The 18447-nt window shown below is 62.2% G+C and carries 20 protein-coding genes; 13 read left to right on the top strand and 7 right to left on the bottom strand.

Annotated elements, in window-relative coordinates:
- Positions 1-153 precede the first annotated feature (153 nt).
- From CO666_RS03495 to CO666_RS03485, 3 genes are all read right to left on the bottom strand, one after another.
- Positions 154-450: a GIY-YIG nuclease family protein gene (locus CO666_RS03495; protein WP_097610755.1), complete on the bottom strand. Its 297-nt coding sequence runs from the start codon at positions 448-450 to the stop codon at positions 154-156.
- Between the two features lie 220 nt (positions 451-670).
- Positions 671-910, bottom strand: a complete 240-nt coding sequence (locus CO666_RS03490) for a DUF2934 domain-containing protein (protein ID WP_097610754.1) — start codon at positions 908-910, stop codon at positions 671-673.
- A 21-nt stretch (positions 911-931) separates the two neighbouring features.
- Positions 932-1138 carry a hypothetical protein gene (locus CO666_RS03485; protein ID WP_085737847.1) on the bottom strand — a complete coding sequence of 69 codons (207 nt, stop codon included), beginning with the start codon at positions 1136-1138 and terminating at the stop codon, positions 932-934.
- A gap of 348 nt (positions 1139-1486) precedes the next feature.
- Here CO666_RS03485 and CO666_RS03480 point away from each other — a divergent pair, with 348 nt between their 5' ends.
- Both CO666_RS03480 and CO666_RS03475 read left to right on the top strand, forming a co-directional pair.
- Positions 1487-1870, top strand: coding sequence for a BRA0787 family protein (locus CO666_RS03480; protein ID WP_097610753.1), 384 nt, complete (start codon positions 1487-1489; stop codon positions 1868-1870).
- Between the two features lie 123 nt (positions 1871-1993).
- On the top strand, positions 1994-2407 hold the full coding sequence (locus tag CO666_RS03475) for a DUF4174 domain-containing protein (protein ID WP_097611020.1): 414 nt from the start codon (positions 1994-1996) through the stop codon (positions 2405-2407).
- A 62-nt stretch (positions 2408-2469) separates the two neighbouring features.
- Here CO666_RS03475 and CO666_RS03470 read toward each other — a convergent pair whose 3' ends face one another.
- Positions 2470-3180: a GntR family transcriptional regulator gene (locus CO666_RS03470; RefSeq protein WP_097611019.1), complete on the bottom strand. Its 711-nt coding sequence runs from the start codon at positions 3178-3180 to the stop codon at positions 2470-2472.
- Between the two features lie 267 nt (positions 3181-3447).
- Here CO666_RS03470 and CO666_RS03465 point away from each other — a divergent pair, with 267 nt between their 5' ends.
- The 8 genes from CO666_RS03465 to CO666_RS03430 all read left to right on the top strand — a co-directional run bounded on the left by CO666_RS03465 (position 3448) and on the right by CO666_RS03430 (position 10743).
- Positions 3448-4536: an ABC transporter ATP-binding protein gene (locus CO666_RS03465; RefSeq protein ID WP_097610752.1), complete on the top strand. Its 1089-nt coding sequence runs from the start codon at positions 3448-3450 to the stop codon at positions 4534-4536.
- Positions 4537-4589: 53 nt separating this feature from the next.
- A complete protein-coding gene (locus CO666_RS03460) occupies positions 4590-5888 on the top strand; it encodes an ABC transporter substrate-binding protein (RefSeq protein WP_097610751.1) in 1299 nt (432 codons plus the stop codon).
- Positions 5889-6299: 411 nt separating this feature from the next.
- Positions 6300-7211: an ABC transporter permease gene (locus tag CO666_RS03455; protein ID WP_097610750.1), complete on the top strand. Its 912-nt coding sequence runs from the start codon at positions 6300-6302 to the stop codon at positions 7209-7211.
- A gap of 1 nt (position 7212) precedes the next feature.
- Positions 7213-8034, top strand: a complete 822-nt coding sequence (locus CO666_RS03450) for an ABC transporter permease (protein ID WP_097610749.1) — start codon at positions 7213-7215, stop codon at positions 8032-8034.
- Between the two features lies 1 nt (position 8035).
- Complete coding sequence (locus CO666_RS03445; protein WP_097610748.1) at positions 8036-8779, top strand: aspartate/glutamate racemase family protein; 744 nt, start codon at positions 8036-8038, stop codon at positions 8777-8779.
- A gap of 4 nt (positions 8780-8783) precedes the next feature.
- Entirely contained in the window at positions 8784-9395 is a 612-nt protein-coding gene (locus tag CO666_RS03440; protein ID WP_097610747.1) for a flavin reductase family protein, read from the top strand.
- Between the two features lie 88 nt (positions 9396-9483).
- Positions 9484-9981 carry a heme-degrading domain-containing protein gene (locus tag CO666_RS03435; RefSeq protein ID WP_097610746.1) on the top strand — a complete coding sequence of 166 codons (498 nt, stop codon included), beginning with the start codon at positions 9484-9486 and terminating at the stop codon, positions 9979-9981.
- 138 nt (positions 9982-10119) lie between these two features.
- A complete protein-coding gene (locus CO666_RS03430) occupies positions 10120-10743 on the top strand; it encodes a DUF2799 domain-containing protein (RefSeq protein ID WP_097610745.1) in 624 nt (207 codons plus the stop codon).
- A 3-nt stretch (positions 10744-10746) separates the two neighbouring features.
- Here the strand turns inward: CO666_RS03430 and CO666_RS03425 are convergent, their stop codons facing one another.
- Positions 10747-12006 carry an AGE family epimerase/isomerase gene (locus CO666_RS03425; RefSeq protein ID WP_097610744.1) on the bottom strand — a complete coding sequence of 420 codons (1260 nt, stop codon included), beginning with the start codon at positions 12004-12006 and terminating at the stop codon, positions 10747-10749.
- Between the two features lie 167 nt (positions 12007-12173).
- Here CO666_RS03425 and metH point away from each other — a divergent pair, with 167 nt between their 5' ends.
- The 3 genes from metH to CO666_RS03410 all read left to right on the top strand — a co-directional run bounded on the left by metH (position 12174) and on the right by CO666_RS03410 (position 16761).
- A complete protein-coding gene (metH, locus tag CO666_RS03420) occupies positions 12174-15947 on the top strand; it encodes a methionine synthase (RefSeq protein ID WP_097610743.1) in 3774 nt (1257 codons plus the stop codon).
- Positions 15948-16129: 182 nt separating this feature from the next.
- Complete coding sequence (locus CO666_RS03415; protein ID WP_097610742.1) at positions 16130-16363, top strand: type II toxin-antitoxin system Phd/YefM family antitoxin; 234 nt, start codon at positions 16130-16132, stop codon at positions 16361-16363.
- The gene (locus tag CO666_RS03410; RefSeq protein ID WP_097610741.1) at positions 16360-16761 is read left to right on the top strand and encodes a type II toxin-antitoxin system VapC family toxin; all 402 of its coding nucleotides are present in this window, start codon (positions 16360-16362) and stop codon (positions 16759-16761) included. The genes CO666_RS03415 and CO666_RS03410 overlap by 4 nt, the downstream gene beginning before the upstream one ends.
- Positions 16762-16764: 3 nt before the next feature.
- Here the strand turns inward: CO666_RS03410 and CO666_RS03405 are convergent, their stop codons facing one another.
- Entirely contained in the window at positions 16765-17529 is a 765-nt protein-coding gene (locus CO666_RS03405; protein WP_097610740.1) for a GntR family transcriptional regulator, read from the bottom strand.
- On the bottom strand, positions 17526-18407 hold the full coding sequence (locus CO666_RS03400) for a glucosamine kinase nucleotide-binding domain-containing protein (protein ID WP_097610739.1): 882 nt from the start codon (positions 18405-18407) through the stop codon (positions 17526-17528). Before CO666_RS03400 ends, CO666_RS03405 begins: the two co-directional genes overlap by 4 nt.
- Positions 18408-18447: the final 40 nt, after the last annotated feature.

The following is an 18447-nucleotide window of genomic DNA, read 5'->3' as shown; positions in this document are numbered from 1 at the left end:
GGCCTGCGCACCTCAGGATGAGGGCTAGTTGTAGTGCCTGCCGCTTGGATAACGTTGCTTCCCGTCGAGCCGGGCTGCTACCTCTCTCCAGCCTCATCCTGAGGTGCCCCGCCGGGGCCTCGAAGGACGAGGGTGGCCACCGGTCACCCGCGCTCACTTGGCCTCGATTGGCCCGCGTTTCGACAAATCAGGCAGAGCTTCGTAATCCATCGCGATCAACGCCTCCTTCTTGCGGCGCGACCAACCCTTGATTTGACGCTCGCGAGCGATGGCGTCGATGATGCGGTCATAGGTTTCGGTGAAAACGAGTTCGACGGGTCGACGCTTGGCGGTATAGCCGTCATAGGTCCCGGAATTGTGCTCCCAGACACGCGCCTCGACCTCCTGCTTGGTCAGCCCGGTATAATAAGAGCCGTCGCTGCAGCGGAGGATATAGACGGTGACTTCCATGGCGGGAGGCTAGCATGCGGTGGAGGCGGGCGACAATCGTCTGGCGCTAAAGTGTTCCAGCCACCCGCCCTCGTCCTTCGAGGCTCCGGTGTGGGAGCCGGGTTTTCAGTATATGCTGTGAGGCACGCGGTGCCCTCTCTCCACCCTCATCCTGAGGTGCCCCGTAGGGCCTCGAAGGACGGGGGTGGCCACTGCGGCCGCCTCTCCGCCGGCAATGGCCTCAGCCGACCTTTGTCGAAGGGCTGACCCAGCCGTCGCGTGGCAGTTCGGGCCGTTGCGGCTTCGGCCGAAATTTCACCAGCACCTCGCGCCCGTCGGAAGAGGCTTGCGTGCGCTCCAGCTCATCGCGCTCGGCAACGGCCTGGCGCCAGTGATCATCATCACGGCCGTGCGGGCGGCCCTGTTCTTCCCAGATCGCATAAGCTCTTTTGCTGATCCATTCGTGACGTCGGCTGCTCATCTATTCCATTCCTTAAAAGCGTTATTCAGCAATTTTGTTCTGCAAAACCGGCGAACGGCGCTTGGCCGCCATGAGCAGGTCGAGTTCGATCGAGGAGGGCCCGAACCGGGTGAAGAGGCTCTCGGCCTGTTCTCCGCCCAGGCCATATTTGGAGGCGAATTCATCAAGACTGTAGGGGCGGCCGCGCAGGATCCTGCTTCGGCGCTCCGGCTCTCGGATTTGCGTCATTGGTAGTAACCCCAGACTGTTTTGCGAATATGAGAACAAAACAGATTACAGCGATAAAGGTTCCGTGAATTTTCAGGGTTTTTTCGCCCGGTCGCGCCAACGGAATCCGGCGGCATGGATTTTCGGGAACGATGGTCGTTGAGAAAATTTCAACTAAAACACGCTGAAATTTCAGGGTGTTATGGAATTCGCTTCCGCTATGGCCGATAAATGGGCTTTACCCCAGCGCGTTACTCTATAGAATCAATCGTGTTAATCGGTTCGCAGGGGCAGCAAATCGCTCATTCCCCGCGTTGGCGCGACCGATACCGGAGGACTTTGGCTTCCACCCATCAAGAGGAGACAGACATGATGAATGCCCTGCCGCCACTTCATGACGGCCACGCGCCGTTCAACCTCCAGCAGCTGTTTCGCGAAGCGCTCTATGCCTTCGAAGAATGGGACAGCGAATTGACCGAGCCGATCGTGACTCACGAAGGACGGGTCATCCCCATCAGCTTCGTTTTCGAAGCCATGCGTACATGCACCGACATCGTGCCGATGAATATTGTCGGCGCCGTCACCGAACGGCTGACCAAGCCGTGGGAGGGCGAAGGCCCGCTCGACCAGATGACCTTCTCGACGGCGGCGCGCGTCATGGGCGTGTTGGTGCGCAAGCGCCTTCTTGCCAATGGCACGGCCGATCTCGTCGCCGTTTCGGCCCACGCGGCCGAAGAGCAGAACCGCGACTGACGGGATGAGGATCGCGGCCAAGGCTGCGATCCTTTTCCGCTTCCCGGCGGAACCTCGCTCATTCCCAGCCGTTTAATCCGGCATGCACAGCCCGCCGCCAGTGACGGGCGAGGAATGAATGCCCTGCTGAAATCCATCGTTCATGAACTCATCGGCACGTCCAGGCGCGTGCCTGAACTTCCGCAATCGCTTGAACAATTTCGCGACAGGAAGCGGGTGCTGATCATCTTCGCCGACGCGCAGGACGACCGCGCCGACATCCAGGACGAATGGCTGCGCAAGGCGCATATGCGGCTCATCGAGGAGGACGTCGAGGTGTTCAGCATCGCCGGCGGCGGCGCGTTTGCGCTGTTCGACGACGACTGGGACCTCGATGCCGATGATATCCGGGAGCGGCTGCAAGGGCCGCCGTCCGGCGAGTTCGGGCTGATCCTGATCGGGCGTGACGGAATGGTCAAGCTGCGCTCCAGCGAGCCGATGAGCGCGGAGGAAATCTTCGCGGCCTTCGAAATGCTGCCGAAGAAGACGCCCTGGTAATCGGGATGTCCGTTTGAATCGATAGGGCGGGGCAGCGAAAGCGGTACCCGCCCATTTCACGTTCAGAGCTCGAAGGCTTCCTTGAGGCCGAGGCTCTTGCGTTCGCGCAGGTCGAGATCGGCCTCGATATGGGCGATGTGATGCAGCATCAGCCGGCAGGCGCGGTCGAGGTCGTCGCCTTCGATCGCCGCAATGATGTCGCCATGTTCGGAATGTCCGCAGCTCGATACGGTCGACTGGCCGTAAAGCGCGATCACCAGCGACGAGCGGGCAACGAGCTCTTCCATGAAGCGCTGCATGATCGCATTGCCGGAGATTTCCGCCAGCCTTAGATGGAAATCGCCTGAGGCCTTGATCTCGGCGCGCCGCGCCGTCTGGCCGCGCTCGCTCATCAGGCGGCCTTCCTCCAGTAGGAGCTGTTTCAATTGGCTGATGTCGTCAGGGGTGATCCGCGCCGCCGCCTCGCGCAATATGCCGGGCTCGACCAGGCGGCGGGCGGCAAAGATCTGGCGGGCCTCATCGGGCGAGGGATAGGCGACGAAGGCGCCGCGGTTCTTCGCGACGCTGACGAGGCCTTCATAGGAGAGCGCCTGCAGCGCCGCCCGGGCAAGCGTGCGGCTGACGTTGAAGAGATTGCCGACATCGTTTTCCGAAAGTTTGGTCCCGGGCGAAAGTCTGCGCTCGACGATTGCTACGCGAATGGAATCACGGATCAGTTGTGTGCTGGTTTCAGCGGAGTCTTCGGCCGGCGTGGCCTTGGCAGCGGATTTCATGAAAATCGATTTCCTGATGATCGGCAAACCATACCCGGCTTCCCCGCAAAAGTTAAACGGAATTTGTGCTCGAAGCAACGATCTAATTGTATACGATCATCTGCTTTAATTGCAGACAAAAGCCTAAATCATGTGCAGACATCGTCGTGACGATAATTTGTTCTCCGAGATCTGTCGCCGGTAAAATCCTCTATTTACAATAGGTTGTTGGCCAATCGCCGAATTGGCACGGCAGATGCATTGTCTTGTCCGAACAGGAGAAGCATGATGTCGAAAGCGGCAGAGATCGATATAGTATCCGTTTCGAAGGTCTATGGGGCGACGACCGCGGTCCAGGCGATCAGCCTGAAGATTCCGGCCGGCTCCTATTGCTGCTTCCTCGGCCCGTCGGGCTGCGGCAAGACCTCGACGCTGCGCATGATCGCCGGCCATGAGAGCATTTCGTCGGGCGATATCCGGCTCGGCAGAACAGTCGTCACCGATTTTCCGCCGGCCAAGCGCGGCACGGCGATGATGTTTCAGTCCTATGCGTTGTTTCCGCATCTCGACCTGATCGACAATGTCGCCTTCAGCCTGAAGATGAAGGGCGTCGACAAGGCGGAGCGTCGCGCCAAGGCGCTGGAGATGCTCAAGCTGATGCAGATGGAGCCCTATGCCAACCGGCGCCCGGCCCAGCTTTCCGGCGGCCAGCAGCAGCGTGTGGCGCTGGCGCGCGCTTTGATCACCGATCCGGAGGCGCTGTTGCTTGACGAGCCGCTGTCGGCGCTCGATCCGTTCCTGAAGATCCGCATGCGCGCCGAACTGAAGAAACTGCAGAAGTCGCTCGGCATCACATTCGTGCATGTCACCCACAGCCAGGAAGAGGCGATGGCGCTCGCCGATATCATGGTCATCATGAATGACGGCCGGATCGAGCAGGCGGCAGCGCCCCGTGAGGTTTTCGAGAAGCCTGCAACCGCCTTCGTCGCCCGCTTCATGGGCGATCACAACGTGCTTTCCGGCCGGGTGACGTCGAGCGAGAACGGCGTGATCGTCATGACGGTGCCGGAGGGGCAGAGCTTTTCCGTGCGAGGCGAGGGCCGGGAGGTCGGCGAGCCCATCGATATCGGCATCCGCACCGACCGGGTGCGTCTGCAGGTGGCGACCGAATGGACGCTCGGCTTCGATGGCATTGTCTCCAACATCGAATATCGCGGCTCTTCGGTGAAGATCACCGTTCTCGGCGCCGGCAGCGACGACTTCACCGTCATAGCGGACGACAGCGACTATTTCGCCCGGCCGGTTGCTGTCGGCGACACCGTTTCGCTCAGCTGGGCGCCCGAAGATGCCGTGCTGCTCGGCCGAGCTTCCGCATAGACCATCACCATCAAGAACCATGAACCTTCCATACCAAGAAAAGGGGAACTGACATGACGACTGAGACACCATCGACCAAGGCGGAGAAGGGTCTTTCCCGCCGCACGCTGCTGAAGACGGGTGCTGCCGCCGTCGGCGCCATCGCCGGCTCCGGCGCGATCACCGGCTTCCCCACGATCTGGGCGAAGACCAACATCACGCTTCGCCAGTTCGGCACCGGTGTTTCGAACATCAATGCCATTGCCGAAAAGTGCAAGGCCGATCTCGGCATCACGCTGGAGATGACGGCGACTGATTCCGACGCCGCCGCCCAGCGCGCCGTCACCCAGCCCGACAGCTACGATATCGCCGACATCGAATACTGGATCGCCAAGAAGGTGTTCCCGACAGGCGTGCTGCAGCCGATGGACGTCAAGAAGCTGAAATATTACGACAAGATCGTGCCGCTGTTCATCAACGGCAAGATGAAGCCGGACAGCGTGATTGCCCAGGGCACGGCGCCGCACACGGTCGGCTTCGTCGAGGCGCAGGGTTCCAAGAAGTTCGCCAAGGAGCCGACGCAGTGGATGACGATGGTTCCGACCATCTACAACGCCGATACGCTCGGCATCCGCCCGGATCTCGTCGGCCGCGACATTACGAGCTGGGCCGACATCATGGACCCGAAGTTCAAGGGCAAGACCTCGATCCTCAACATCCCGTCGATCGGCATCATGGATGCGGCGATGATCATGGAAGCCATGGGCAACATCAAATATGCCGACAAGGGCAACATGACCAAGGCAGAGATCGACAAGACGATCGAATTCCTGATCAAGGCCAAGGGCGACGGCCAGTTCCGCGCCTTCTGGAAGAGCTTCGACGAGTCGGTCAACCTGATGGCCTCGGGCGAAGTCGTCATCCAGTCGATGTGGTCGCCGGCCGTCGCCGCCGTCCGCTCCAAGGGCATTGCATGCAAGTATCAGCCGCTCAAGGAAGGCTATCGCGCCTGGGGCGGCGGCCTCGGCCTTGCCTCGCACCTCAAGGGCGCTGAGCTCGATGCGGCCTATGAATACATCAACTGGTACACGTCGGGCTGGGTCGGCGGCTACCTCAACCGCCAGGGCTACTATTCCGCCTGCATGGAGACCGCCAAGAACTTCATGACGGCAGACGAATGGGGCTACTGGATCGAGGGCAAGCCGGCGCAGGGCGATATCCTCTCGCCCGAGGGCAAGGTCATGGAAAAGGCCGGTGCGGTGCGCGATGGCGGCGCCTTCGAAGCCCGCATGGGCGCGGTCGCCTGCTGGAACTCGGTCATGGACGAAGACCGCTACATGGTCCGCCGCTGGAACGAGTTCATCGCGGCCTAAGGCCCGGTCGGCGTTTGCCGCTTTTCCCCTCTCGAACCCTCCCCACAAGGGGGAGGGAGCCCGGAGGCGGTGCGGCACAGAAACTCCCTCCCCCTTGTGGGGAGGGTTGGGGAGGGGTCTCTTTGAGTCCTCCCTGCCTGAAGGCGCCGGCGGGCGGATGAGCAATATTGTCTTTCGCTGATGCTCAAGACGTCGCTCCGCTCCGCCCCCTCATCTGCCCTTCGGGCATCCTCTCCCCGCTGGGGAGAAGAGGGAACTCGTCGCCGGGCAACGCGACAAAGGTAGGATTCGTGATGGCGCAGACGCTGCCACGATTCTCTTCTCCCCAGCGGGGAGAAGGTGCCGGCAGGCGGATGAGGGGGCGGCACCCACCTTGGTCCCGCCTGACGTAATCGAAACGGAGAAGCGGATATGGCGACCATCGCAGCGGAAACGGAAGACGACAAGGAAGGCGCACGCGGCCGCACCTTCCGCCTCTCCCCCTCAGCCATCTCCTATCTCCAGGCGACGCCGCTGATCGCCATTCTCGGCTTCTTCTTCCTGCTGCCGATCGCGATGATCGCTGTCGTCAGCTTCTGGGACTACGACTTCGCCGGCCTCTATCCCGACTTCCTCACCATGAACTACACCGATACGCTCGGCTCATGGGTAACGTGGAAGACCTATCTCAACACGCTGAAATTCACCGCCATCGTCTGGGGGCTGACGCTCGTCATTGGTTTCTGGGTCGCCTATTTCCTGGCGTTCCACATCCGCAAGACCTCGACGCAGATGATCCTCTTCCTCGTCTGCACCGTGCCGTTCATGACCTCAAACATCATCCGCATGATCTCGTGGATCCCGGTGCTCGGGCGCAACGGCCTCGTCAATTCGACGCTGATCCAGATGGGGATCATCCCGCAGCCGCTCGAATGGCTGCTCTATTCCGATTTCGCCGTCGTGCTCGCCATGGTGCATCTCTACACGCTGTTCATGGTGACGCCGATCTTCAATACGCTGATGCGCATCGACCGGTCGCTGTTCGAGGCGGCGCGCGATGCCGGCGCCTCCGGCTGGCAGGTGCTGTGGAATGTCGTCATTCCGCTTGCCAAGCCCGGCATGGCGATCGGCACGATCTTCGTCGTGACACTCGTGATGGCCGATTTCTCGACGGTGCAGGTGATGTCCGGCGGACAGAGCGCCTCGGTGGCGCTGATGATGAAGAACCAGATGTCGCTGCTGCAATATCCGGCGGCTGCCGCCAATGCCGTGGTGCTGCTCGCCGTCGTGCTCCTGATGGTCGCCGCCATCCTGCGCGTCGTCGACATCCGCAAGGAGCTCTGACATGAACCACGAAAAACGCGGCCTGGAATTCTATCTACTGGCGATTTTCTTCGTCCTCTTCGTGCTGTTCCTCTATGGCCCGCTGTCGGCGATCCTGATCCTCTCCTTCCAGGGGCCGGATGGCGGCCTGACCTTCCCGATGAACGGCGTTTCCACGCATTGGTTCTTCAACCTGTTCGAAAAGCAGGCGGTCGGCGATTTCGGCGCCTCGTTCCGCCGCTCCTTCACCCTCGGGTTGATGGTGATGGTGGTGACCGTCGTCGTGTCGCTGCTTGCCGGCCTTGCCTTCCGCCGTCGTTTCCGCGGCTCGACGGCGCTGTTCTACGCCACGGTCGCCAGCCTTGTCGTGCCGTCGATCATCATCTCGCTCGGCATCGGCGTCGTCTTCCAGGAAGGCGGGTTGAAGCCCGCCTGGTATTCCTCGGCCTTCGGTGCGCATCTCACCTGGACGCTGCCCTTTGGCGTGCTGATCATGTTTGCCGTGTTCAACCGCTTCTCGCCGGCCTATGAAGAAGCGGCGCGCGACCTCGGCGCCACGTCCTGGCAGACGTTCCGCCATGTCGTGCTGCCGATGATCGCGCCGAGCCTGATCGGCGTCGGCCTATTCGGTTTCACGCTCTCCTATGACGAATTTGCCCGCACACTGATGACGTCAGGCACCTACAACACGCTGCCGCTGGAAATCTACGGCATGACGACCAACGTCACGACGCCGGTGCTCTATGCACTCGGCACGGTGACGACACTGTTTTCCTTCACCATCATTCTCATTGCGCTCGGCATCATGACCATGCTCAGCCGGAGACAGGCAAAGACGGGCTGAAATGCGCATCCTCCTCGTTAATCCGAACACCACGGCCTCCATGACCGAGAAGGCCGCGACCGCCGCGCGCGCGGTGGCCGCGTCAGGCACAGAGATCATCGCGGCCACCTCGCGCATGGGACCCGTCTCGATCGAAGGCCATTACGACGGCGCGCTGGCGATCCCCGGTCTGCTCTCCGAACTCAAGGAGCGGCAAAGCGAGGGCTATGACGCGGCCGTTATCGCCTGCTTCGACGATACCGGGCTCGAAGCGGCACGCAGTTTTGCCGATGTGCCGATCCTCGGGCTTTGCGAATCCGCTGTGGCAACGGCGGGTTTTCTGGCGCAGCGCTTCACCGTGGTGACGACGCTGGAGCGCTCACGGGTGCTGATCGACAATCTGGTGCGCCGCTACGGCATGGGCGAACGCGCCAAGGTGCGCGCCTCCGATATCCCCGTGCTGGAGCTGGAGGATGCGGCGTCCGGTGCGATCGGCAAGCTTCGCGCCGAGATCGAGCGAGCGCTTGCGGAAGACGGCGCCGAGGCGATCGTACTCGGCTGCGCCGGCATGACCGATCTCGCCAGAAAATTGCAGGAGATCTACGGCGTGCCTGTCGTCGATGGTGTCGCCGCGGCCGTCAAGCAGGCCGAGGCGTTGGTGTCGCTCGGGCTATCCACCAGCAAACGCGGCTCCTATGCCTCGCCGTTGCCGAAACCCTTCATCGGCGCGATGAGCGGTTTCTCGCCGGTTCTGAAGGTCGTCTGAACCGATGGCCGTTTCCTTCGACTTCGAGCAGCTGACGGAGCGCGAACGCTACAAGCTGATGATCGGCACGATTATTCCGCGGCCGATCGCGCTGGTGACGACGGTCGATGAGCATGGCCGGATCAATGCCGCACCCTTCAGCTTCTTCAACTGCCTGTCGGCCGATCCGCCGATCGTGGCGATCGGCGTCGAGAACAATGCCGACATGTCGTTCAAGGACACCGGCCACAATATCCGCATGACCGAGGTCTTCACCGTCAACATCGTCTCCTTCGCCATCGCCGAGGCGATGCATGTCTGCGGCGCCAGATATCCGCGCGGCGTCGATGAGCTGAAGGAGGCGGGGTTGACCGCGATCCCCGGCGAGAAAGTGGCCTCGCCCTACATCGCCGAGGCGCCTGCCGCCTTCGAATGCCGGCGGCATGTGACGCTGGAGCTCGGCCGCTCGCGGCAGATTGTCATGGGCGAGATCGTCTATGCGCATTATCGCGATGGCGTCGTCGATCCCGAAAGGTTGCACGTCGATCCGGCCGCCATCGACGCCATTGCGAGGCTCGGCGGCGATACCTGCGCCACCATCCGCGACCGTTTCGAGATGCTGACGCCGAAACTCTGACGTCTCCATAGCCCCAAGTTTTGCTTTACTTTTTCTCTTCTGGTGAGAATGGTCTGCATCGGATCATTGCAGGAGAGGAGCGCCTATTATGACAATCGAGAACGATCTCAGCCGGATCGCCGAGCAGGAAAAGGCGCTGAGCTTCGACGCCTTCGATCTGACCACGGCTTGGCAGCTCGGCAAGCTTCTGCAGGAACTCGCCACCGAGCGCGGCCTCGGCATCGCGATCGATGTCACCCTGCATTCGATGCCGGTCTTCTATGCGGCGCTGCCGGGCGTCACACCCGATAACGTCAGCTGGGTCCGGCGCAAGCGCAACATGGTGCTGCGTTATTTCCGCAGCAGCTATGCCTCCGGCCTGAAGCTCGCGAAGGATGGCAAGACGGTCGAAGATAACGGGCTTGATGGCGCCGACTATGCGCCGCATGGCGGCAGTTTTCCGATTAACGTCAAGGGCACCGGCTGCATCGGCGCGGTCACCGTCTCCGGCCTGCCCCAGCGCGACGACCACAATCTCGCGGTTGAAGCTCTGGCGTTGATGCTGGCGAAGGATCTGGATACGCTGCGGCTTGCTCCGCCGCTCTGATGCGGATGCAGTTTCTGTCGCCGTAATTTTGACAGAAAAAAGCCATGAAAATTGCAAAATCGCGTCGCCGCTCCGGTGACGCGGGCTTATCCTGCGGCTAAGCTGCGGCATCGCACTCCTCATTTTACCCGGGACGCCATGATCCGCTTGCTTCTTGCGCTTGCCGCCACTGTCGGCTTCGGCCTGCTCCTTGCCTCCTGCAACACGCTGTCCAAGGAGGAATGCGTCGCCGCCGACTGGCGGGTGATCGGCGAGAGCGACGGTGCGGCGGGCTACGAGCCGCAACAGCGTTTCGCCGCCCATGCCAAATCCTGCGAGCGGGTCAAGATCGTGCCCGACCAGACCATCTGGTTCCAGGGGTATCAGACCGGTCTGGTGCGTTACTGCACGCCGCTCAGCGGGCTGGCGCGCGGCCAGTCGGGCGGCGGCTATGCCAATGTCTGCCCGCCGGAAACCGCGTCCGGCTTCCTGCGCGGCTTCAATCTCGGAGCCAAGCAGCATGGACTGCAGGAGCGCCTCAATTCGATGCAGAACGATTACAGCTCCAAAGAGACCGAGATCGACGAGCTTTCCGACAGGCTGAAGGATGCCAAGGACGGCGACCGGTCGGAACTGCGCCGGCGGATCGAGGATCTCGAAGACGACATGCACGACATTCGCCGCGACCAGCGCGACGTGCAGGACGATCTCGACCGCGTCAACGAGGATGTCGAATGGTTTCAGCGCAACCCGAGCGCCGAACTGCCGGCGCCGGGCTACTGAAGCTCAGAGCTTACCGCCGGCGTCAGTGATGCCCTTCGTCAGGCTGCCGGTGGCCGGGAAGAGCGGGATGAGGCAGGCCTGCAGGGCGTGGTAGATATCGCCCTTGCCGGGGAAGAGCGAATGCGAGGGGACGAGATCTTCCGTCAGTTCCTCGTGCCAGCCGCCGTTCCTGTGGTCGATGAAGGCGCGCTCGATCACGTTCCAGATCTTGCGGTAGCTTTCCTCGTGGAAATCGCTCGGCAGATGCTCGTTGAGGAAATGGGCGGCCGCCGCACCCTCGCAGGCCGGCCACCAGAGCTTGTTGCGCTTGGCGGGCTTGTCGTCCCAGTCGAGCGTGTAGAAGAAGCCGCCCTTGTCGCTGTCCCAGCCGAGCGCCATGGATTGGGCAAACAGCGCCTTGGCCGCATCCGGCATCCATTCGATGCGTTTGCCGCCGAGCGCCCAGAGCTGCAGGATGAGGCGCGCCCATTCCAGCCAGTGGCCGGGCGTCGTGCCGGCCGGGCGGAACATTTCGTTCGGATGATAGTAAGTCTTGTCGAGATTCCAGTCGGCGTCGAAATGCTCGGCGACGCGCCAGTCGACCGAACCGGCCGCGCGGCGGATGACAAGATCGGCGATGCTTTCGGCCTTGGTCAGGTACTGTCTGTCGCCGGTGGCTTCGAAGGCCGCCATCAGCGCCTCGGTCAGGTGCATGTTGGAGTTCTGGCCGCGATAGGCGCCGCCGTCGAGCGGCTGCCAGTCGGCGGTGAATTCCTCGGCGATCGCGCCGTGCCTGGCTTCCCAGAACCTGGTATTCAGGATCTCGGTGATATCGTCGAGCATGCCGTCGGCCAGCGGATGGCCGATGGTCTTTGCGGAGGAGGCGGCAAGCAGCACGAAAGCGTGGCCGTAGCCCTGCTTGTTGGAATCGACCGGACCGTCATTATTGAGCGACCAGAAATAGCCACCGTTTTTGCGGTCGCGATGGTGGTTCCAGAGATAGTCCATGCCGTGGTCGACGAGGTCGGCAGCGCCCGGACGGCCGAGCAGGGCGCCGATCGAGAAGCAGTGCACGGCGCGCGCCGCAATATGGATGCCGCGCACCTGGCCCTCGGCGTCGAGCGGCCGGCCCTGATCGTCGAGGTCGTAGAAGCCGCCCTTCGGGTTGACCGAATTGTGCTGGAAGAAATCGAAAAGGCCGTTTGCCTGCGCCAACAGCCAGCCGCGATGGTAGGCGCGGGTCGTCCAGTTTCCAAGCGCGGTGTTGCCGGTTGCGGGTGCCATGATGCTCCTTCGATTTCGTGCACAAGCGTTGCAAACGCCTATATAGAGGTCGGGCGAGTCTGTCATGAGGCAAGCTTGCAAAGCACGAAATCGATAGGCATATATTGACATAAAGATATCTTTATGTGATCTGGAAGTCTGGTCTTACGACGTCAAGGAGCCCTCCCGTGTTTGATACCCTCTTTGGTCCGGAAACGGGCAAGCGTGACGGCAGTGAAGTTTTCGCCGCTTTGAAGAAAGCCGCGAGCGAGCGCATCCTTGTCCTCGACGGCGCCATGGGCACGCAGATCCAGGGGCTCGGTTATGACGAAGACCAGTTCCGCGGAACCCGCTTCATCGGCTGCGCCTGCCATCAGAAGGGCAATAACGATCTGCTGATCCTGACCCAGCCGGACGCGATCGAAGAGATCCATTACAAATATGCCAAGGCCGGCGCCGATATTCTCGAGACCAACACCTTCTCCTCGACCCGCATCGCGCAGGCCGACTACGAGATGGAAGGGGCGGTCTACGACCTCAACAAGGAAGGCGCCGAGATCGTGCGCCGGGCAGCGCTGCGGGCCGAGCGCGAGGACGGCCGCCGCCGCTTCGTCGCCGGCGCCATCGGGCCGACCAACCGCACCGCCTCGATCTCGCCCGACGTCAACAATCCCGGCTTCCGCGCCGTCACCTTCGACGATCTGCGGTCGGCCTATGGCGAACAGATCGACGGGCTGATCGACGGCGGCGCCGACATCATCCTGATCGAGACGATCTTCGACACGCTGAACGCCAAGGCGGCGATCTTCGCCTGCGAGGAGCGCTTTGCCGCCAAGGGCGTGCGTCTGCCGGTGATGATCTCCGGCACGATCACCGACCTGTCCGGCCGCACGCTCTCCGGCCAGACGCCCTCGGCTTTCTGGAACTCGGTGCGCCACGCCAACCCGTTCACGATCGGCCTCAACTGCGCGCTCGGGGCTAACGCGATGCGCCCGCATCTGCAGGAACTGTCGGGTGTCGCCGACACCTTCATCTGCGCCTATCCGAATGCCGGCCTGCCGAACGAGTTCGGCCAGTACGACGAAACGCCGGAGCTGATGGCGGCGCAGATCGACAGCTTTGCCCGCGAGGGCCTGGTCAATATCGTCGGCGGCTGCTGCGGCTCGACGCCTGAGCATATCCGGGCGATCGCCGAGACCGTGGCGAAATACAAGCCGCGGCCGATCCCCGAGCATCGCCCCTTCATGTCGCTGTCGGGCCTCGAACCTTTCGAGCTGACCAAGGATATTCCCTTCGTCAATGTCGGCGAGCGCACCAACGTCACCGGCTCGGCGAAGTTCCGCAAGCTGATCACCAATGCCGATTACACCGCAGCGCTCGATGTCGCCCGCGACCAGGTCGAGAACGGTGCGCAGGTGATCGACATCAACATGGACGAGGGCCTGATCGATTCCGAAAAGGCGATGGTCGAGTTCCTCAACCTGATCGCCGCCGAGCCCGATATCGCCCGCGTGCCGGTGATGATCGATAGTTCGAAATTCTCGATCATCGAATCCGGCCTGAAGCGCGTGCAGGGCAAGGCGATCGTCAACTCGATCTCGCTGAAGGAAGGCGAGGAGAACTTCCTCGCCCAGGCGCGGCTGCTGCATAATTACGGCGCGGCCGTCGTCGTCATGGCCTTCGACGAGACGGGGCAGGCCGACAGCTATGAGCGCAAGGTGGAGATCTGCACGCGTGCCTATCAGCTGCTGACGGAAAAGGTCGGCTTCCCGCCCGAGGACATCATCTTCGACCCCAACATCTTCGCGGTCGCGACCGGCATCGAAGAGCACAATAATTACGGCGTCGACTTCATCGAGGCGACGCGGACGATCCGTGAGCGCATGCCACTCGTCCATATCTCCGGCGGCGTCTCCAACCTGTCCTTCTCGTTCCGCGGCAACGAACCGGTGCGCGAGGCGATGCACGCCGTGTTCCTCTACCACGCCATTCAGGCGGGCATGGATATGGGCATCGTCAATGCCGGCCAGCTCGCCGTCTACGACAACATCGATCCCGAGCTGCGCGAGGCCTGCGAGGACGTGGTGCTGAACCGCCGTCCCGACAGCACCGAACGGCTGCTCGAAGTGGCCGAGCGTTTCCGCGGCGCCGGCGCCAGGGAAGGCCGCGTCCAGGATCTCTCCTGGCGCGAATGGAGCGTCGAGAAGCGTCTCGAACATGCGCTGGTCAACGGTATCACCGAGTATATCGAGGCGGACACCGAAGAGGCGCGCCAGCAGGCCGCCCGGCCGCTGCACGTCATCGAAGGGCCGCTGATGGCCGGCATGAATGTGGTCGGCGACCTCTTCGGCTCCGGCAAGATGTTCCTGCCGCAAGTGGTCAAGTCGGCGCGCGTCATGAAGCAGGCGGTTGCCGTGCTGCTGCCCTACATGGAAGAGGAAAAGCGCCTCAATGGCGGCGAAGAGCGCCAGTCGGCCGGCAAGATCCTGATGGCGACGGTCAAGGGCGACGTGCACGATATCGGCAAGAACATCGTCGGCGTCGTGCTCGCCTGCAACAATTACGAAATCGTCGATCTCGGCGTCATGGTGCCGGCGACGAAGATCCTCGACACGGCGATCGCCGAAAAAGTCGATATCATCGGCCTTTCCGGCCTGATCACGCCATCGCTCGACGAGATGGTGCATGTCGCGGCCGAAATGGAGCGGCAGGGTTTCGACATCCCGCTCTTGATCGGGGGGGCGACGACCAGCCGCGTGCATACGGCCGTGAAGATCCATCCCGGCTACAACAAGGGCCAGGCGGTCTACGTGACCGATGCGAGCCGCGCCGTTGGCGTCGTCTCGGCGCTGCTCTCGCCGGAAACACGCCAGGGCTATGTCGACGATGTAAGAGCCGAATATGCCAAGGTGGCGGCCGCCCATGCGCGCAGCGAGGCCGAGAAGGTGCGCCTGCCGTTGGTCCGCGCCCGCGAGAATGCGCACAAGACCGATTGGTCGGCCTATCAGCCGACCAAGCCGCAATTCTTCGGCACGCGGGTGTTCGAGGATTACGATCTCGCCGAGCTTGCCAGATACATCGACTGGACGCCGTTCTTCCAGACCTGGGAATTGCGCGGCCGTTTCCCCGCCATTCTCGAGGACGAGAAGCAGGGCGAGGCAGCGCGGGCGCTCTGGGCCGATGCGCAGTCTATGCTCAAGAAGATCATCGACGAGAAGTGGTTCCGTCCGCGCGCCGTTATCGGCTTCTGGCCTGCCGGTGCGGTCGGCGACGATATTCGCCTCTTCACCGACGAAAGCCGCAGCAAGGAGCTTGCCACCTTCTACACGCTGCGCCAGCAGCTTTCGAAGCGGGACGGCCGGGCGAATGTCGCGCTTTCGGACTTCGTCGCACCTGTCGCAAGCGGCGTGCAGGATTATGTCGGCGGCTTCGTGGTGACGGCCGGCATCGAGGAAATCGCCATCGCCGAGCGTTTCGAGCGGTCGAATGACGATTATTCCTCCATCCTCGTCAAGGCGCTGGCCGATCGCTTCGCCGAAGCTTTTGCCGAGCGCATGCATGAACAGGTGCGCCGCGACTACTGGGGCTATGCCAAGGATGAGACGCTCAGCAACGAGGAGCTCATCACCGAAGCCTATGCCGGCATCCGGCCGGCGCCGGGTTATCCCGCCCAGCCCGACCACACCGAAAAGGCTACGCTCTTCAAGCTGCTCGACGCGGAAAAAGCCGCCGGCGTGAAGCTGACAGAGAGCTATGCGATGTGGCCTGGCTCGTCGGTCTCCGGCCTCTATATCGGCCACCCCGACTCCTATTATTTCGGCGTCGCCAAGGTGGAGCGTGATCAGGTGGAGGACTATGCCAAGCGCAAGGGCATGGAGATTTCCGAAGTCGAGCGCTGGCTGGGCCCGGTGCTGAACTACGTGCCGCGCAAGGCGGACGAGGACATCGACGACGCGGCATAACAACCGCTTCCCGCCGTTCTTAATGCAATGAATCAAGAGACGATGAAGCCGGAAAGTGATTCACTTTCCGGCTTCATGCTTTTGATCTGGCTCGATAATTGGTCGCGCTCAGGCCGTTTGAATTCGATAGCGGAAGTGACAAAGCGATGGTATGCTTAGTCAAGTTAGCTAACGAGGCTGCAATGCAAGTGACCATCCATGCTGCAAAGACCAATCTGTCGAAACTGATCGACGCTGCCCTCTCCGGTGAGGAAGTGGTGATCGCCAAGGGGCGCAAACCTGTCGTGAAGATCATTCCGATTGTGCAGTCTTCCTTCAAAATCGGTCTGCTCAAAGGGCAGGTTGCTGGAGATGGGCCGGATTTTTTCGAGCCTGTTGATGAAAGCGAAGTCGCGGCCTGGGAAGGGATCGAGTGAATTCGCTGCTGCTCGATACCCATGCCTGGGCGTGGTCGCTGACCGGCGACAAGCGGCTCTCGGCCAAGGCGATTGCTCTGATCGAAAGGGCGGAGAGTATTCTCGTCAGCCCGATATCCCTGTTTGAAATCGGGCAGAAGGTTCGTCTTGGTAAATGGCCGGAGATGGAGCCTTTCGTCGGCCGGCTGCCGGACCTGCTGCAGGAGCAGGGTGCTATTGCCGCGGCATTGACACCGGAAGTCTGCCTGGCCGCAGCCACGATGGATTGGGCGCACCGTGATCCGTTCGACCGGTTTCTTGCGGCGACTGCCATGCAGAATGGGATACCGATCATTTCCGCCGACACGATTTTCGATGAACTCGCCGGAAATCAGCTTTGGATTGCCCGTTTCTGGTAAGCCTTAGCTCACCCCGATCGTCAGCTCGGCCACGAAGTCATAAGCGTCGCCGCGATAGAGCGAGCGAGTGAACTCCACGGCGCGGCCGGAGCCGAGATAGGAGATACGTTCGATCGACAGGCCGGCCGCACCCACCGACACGCCGAGAAGCTGGGCGTCGGCTTCCTTCATATTGGTCGCCGAGATGCGCTGGACGGCGCGGACCGGACGGACGTTGAGGCGCTCGAGTTCGGCGTAGAGCGAATTGGTGACGGCGGAGGGGTCGGGGAGGAATTCGCCGGAGACGCTGGCGTTTTCGATTGCCAGCGGCTGGTCGTCGGCGATGCGCAGGCGGGAGAGGCGCGAAACCTTCACGTCGGCGGCGAGGCCGAGGATCATCATTTCGTCGGGCGAGGGGGTGTGGATGCCCTTGTGAAGCCATTCGGAGCGCGAGGACATGCCGCGGCGCGCCATGTCCTCGGTGAAGGAGGTGAGCTGCGACAGGCGCTGCTCGACCTTGGAGACCGGCTTGGCGACAAAGGTGCCCGAGCCGTGGCGGCGCACCAACAGGCCGTCGGCGACGAGCTCGTCGATCGCCTTGCGCACGGTGACCCGGCTGACGGTGGCAAGTTCGGCGATGTCGCGCTCCGGCGGCAGCGCATCGCCGTGGCCGAGCGTGCCGGTGCGCACGGCCTCTTCGAGCGTGCGGCGCAGCTTGACATAAAGCGGGCCGGTGCCGGCCGCCTGCAGGCGTTCCAGGGACAGGATTGTGGCGAGATCGTCGGTCATGCCGCACCTCTCTGGGGATCGGTCAGAAGCTTGACCGCAAGCTCCACCGCGCCGTGAAGGGCATCGTTTTTCGGTTTGGCTAGCAGCGGCCGGTAGCGGGAAAGCCAAGGTTCATAGGCTCCCGCAAGGCCGCCAAGCAAGCAGATGGACGGGCATCCGGGCCAGAGCAGTGCTTCGAGGCTTTCGCCGATCGCCGTTGCCGCATCGGTGACGATGCCGACCGCGACCGCATCGCCTCTCGTTGCATGTTCGAAGACCATGGGCGCGTAACGGGCAAAATCCGTCGGTCTTGCCGAATGGGCGAATTCGACAATGCGCTCGGGATCATTGCCGTATTCGGCCATGACCGCTCCGGTGATCGGCGATCCCGGGCGCACGCCGTCATGGGCGAGCAGCGAGCGTTCCATGAGGTCGCGACCGAGACGGGCGCCGCTTGCCTGGTCGCCGACGACGAAGCCCCAGCCGCCGATGCCGCTCAGCCGACCATCTTTCCGGGCATTATAGACCGAGCCGGTGCCGAAGGCGCCGACGATGCCGTCGGCATCGCCGAGCGCCCCCTGCAGGGCGATCAATGCATCGGTGACGACGCGGCCTTCGGCAAAGGGCAGGGCCTTTTCGATCCGCTGGCCGTAATCCGTGACATTGGCGCCGGCGACGCCGACGACCGCTGCAACGGAGGAGATGGTTTCAGCGGCAATTCCGGCATCGCGCAACGCCTGCCGGGCGGATTCGACGATATTGAGGAGAGAGTTTTCCAGATCGGACAGGATGTTGGCCGGGCCCGATTTGCCGCGGCCGATGATCTTGCCGTTTCTGTCCGCCACCGCGGCCCGGCAGCTCGTTCCGCCGCCATCTATGCCGATTGCAAGCTCCGTCATCGGACCTCCGAATACGCCGTTCCTACCCGTTTTGAATACA

Source organism: Rhizobium chutanense, assembly GCF_002531935.1.
Taxonomy (GTDB): Bacteria; Pseudomonadota; Alphaproteobacteria; order Rhizobiales; family Rhizobiaceae; genus Rhizobium; species Rhizobium chutanense.
The sequence above is the reverse complement of the archived record's forward strand: the minus strand, read 5'-3'. Positions and strand labels throughout refer to the sequence as shown.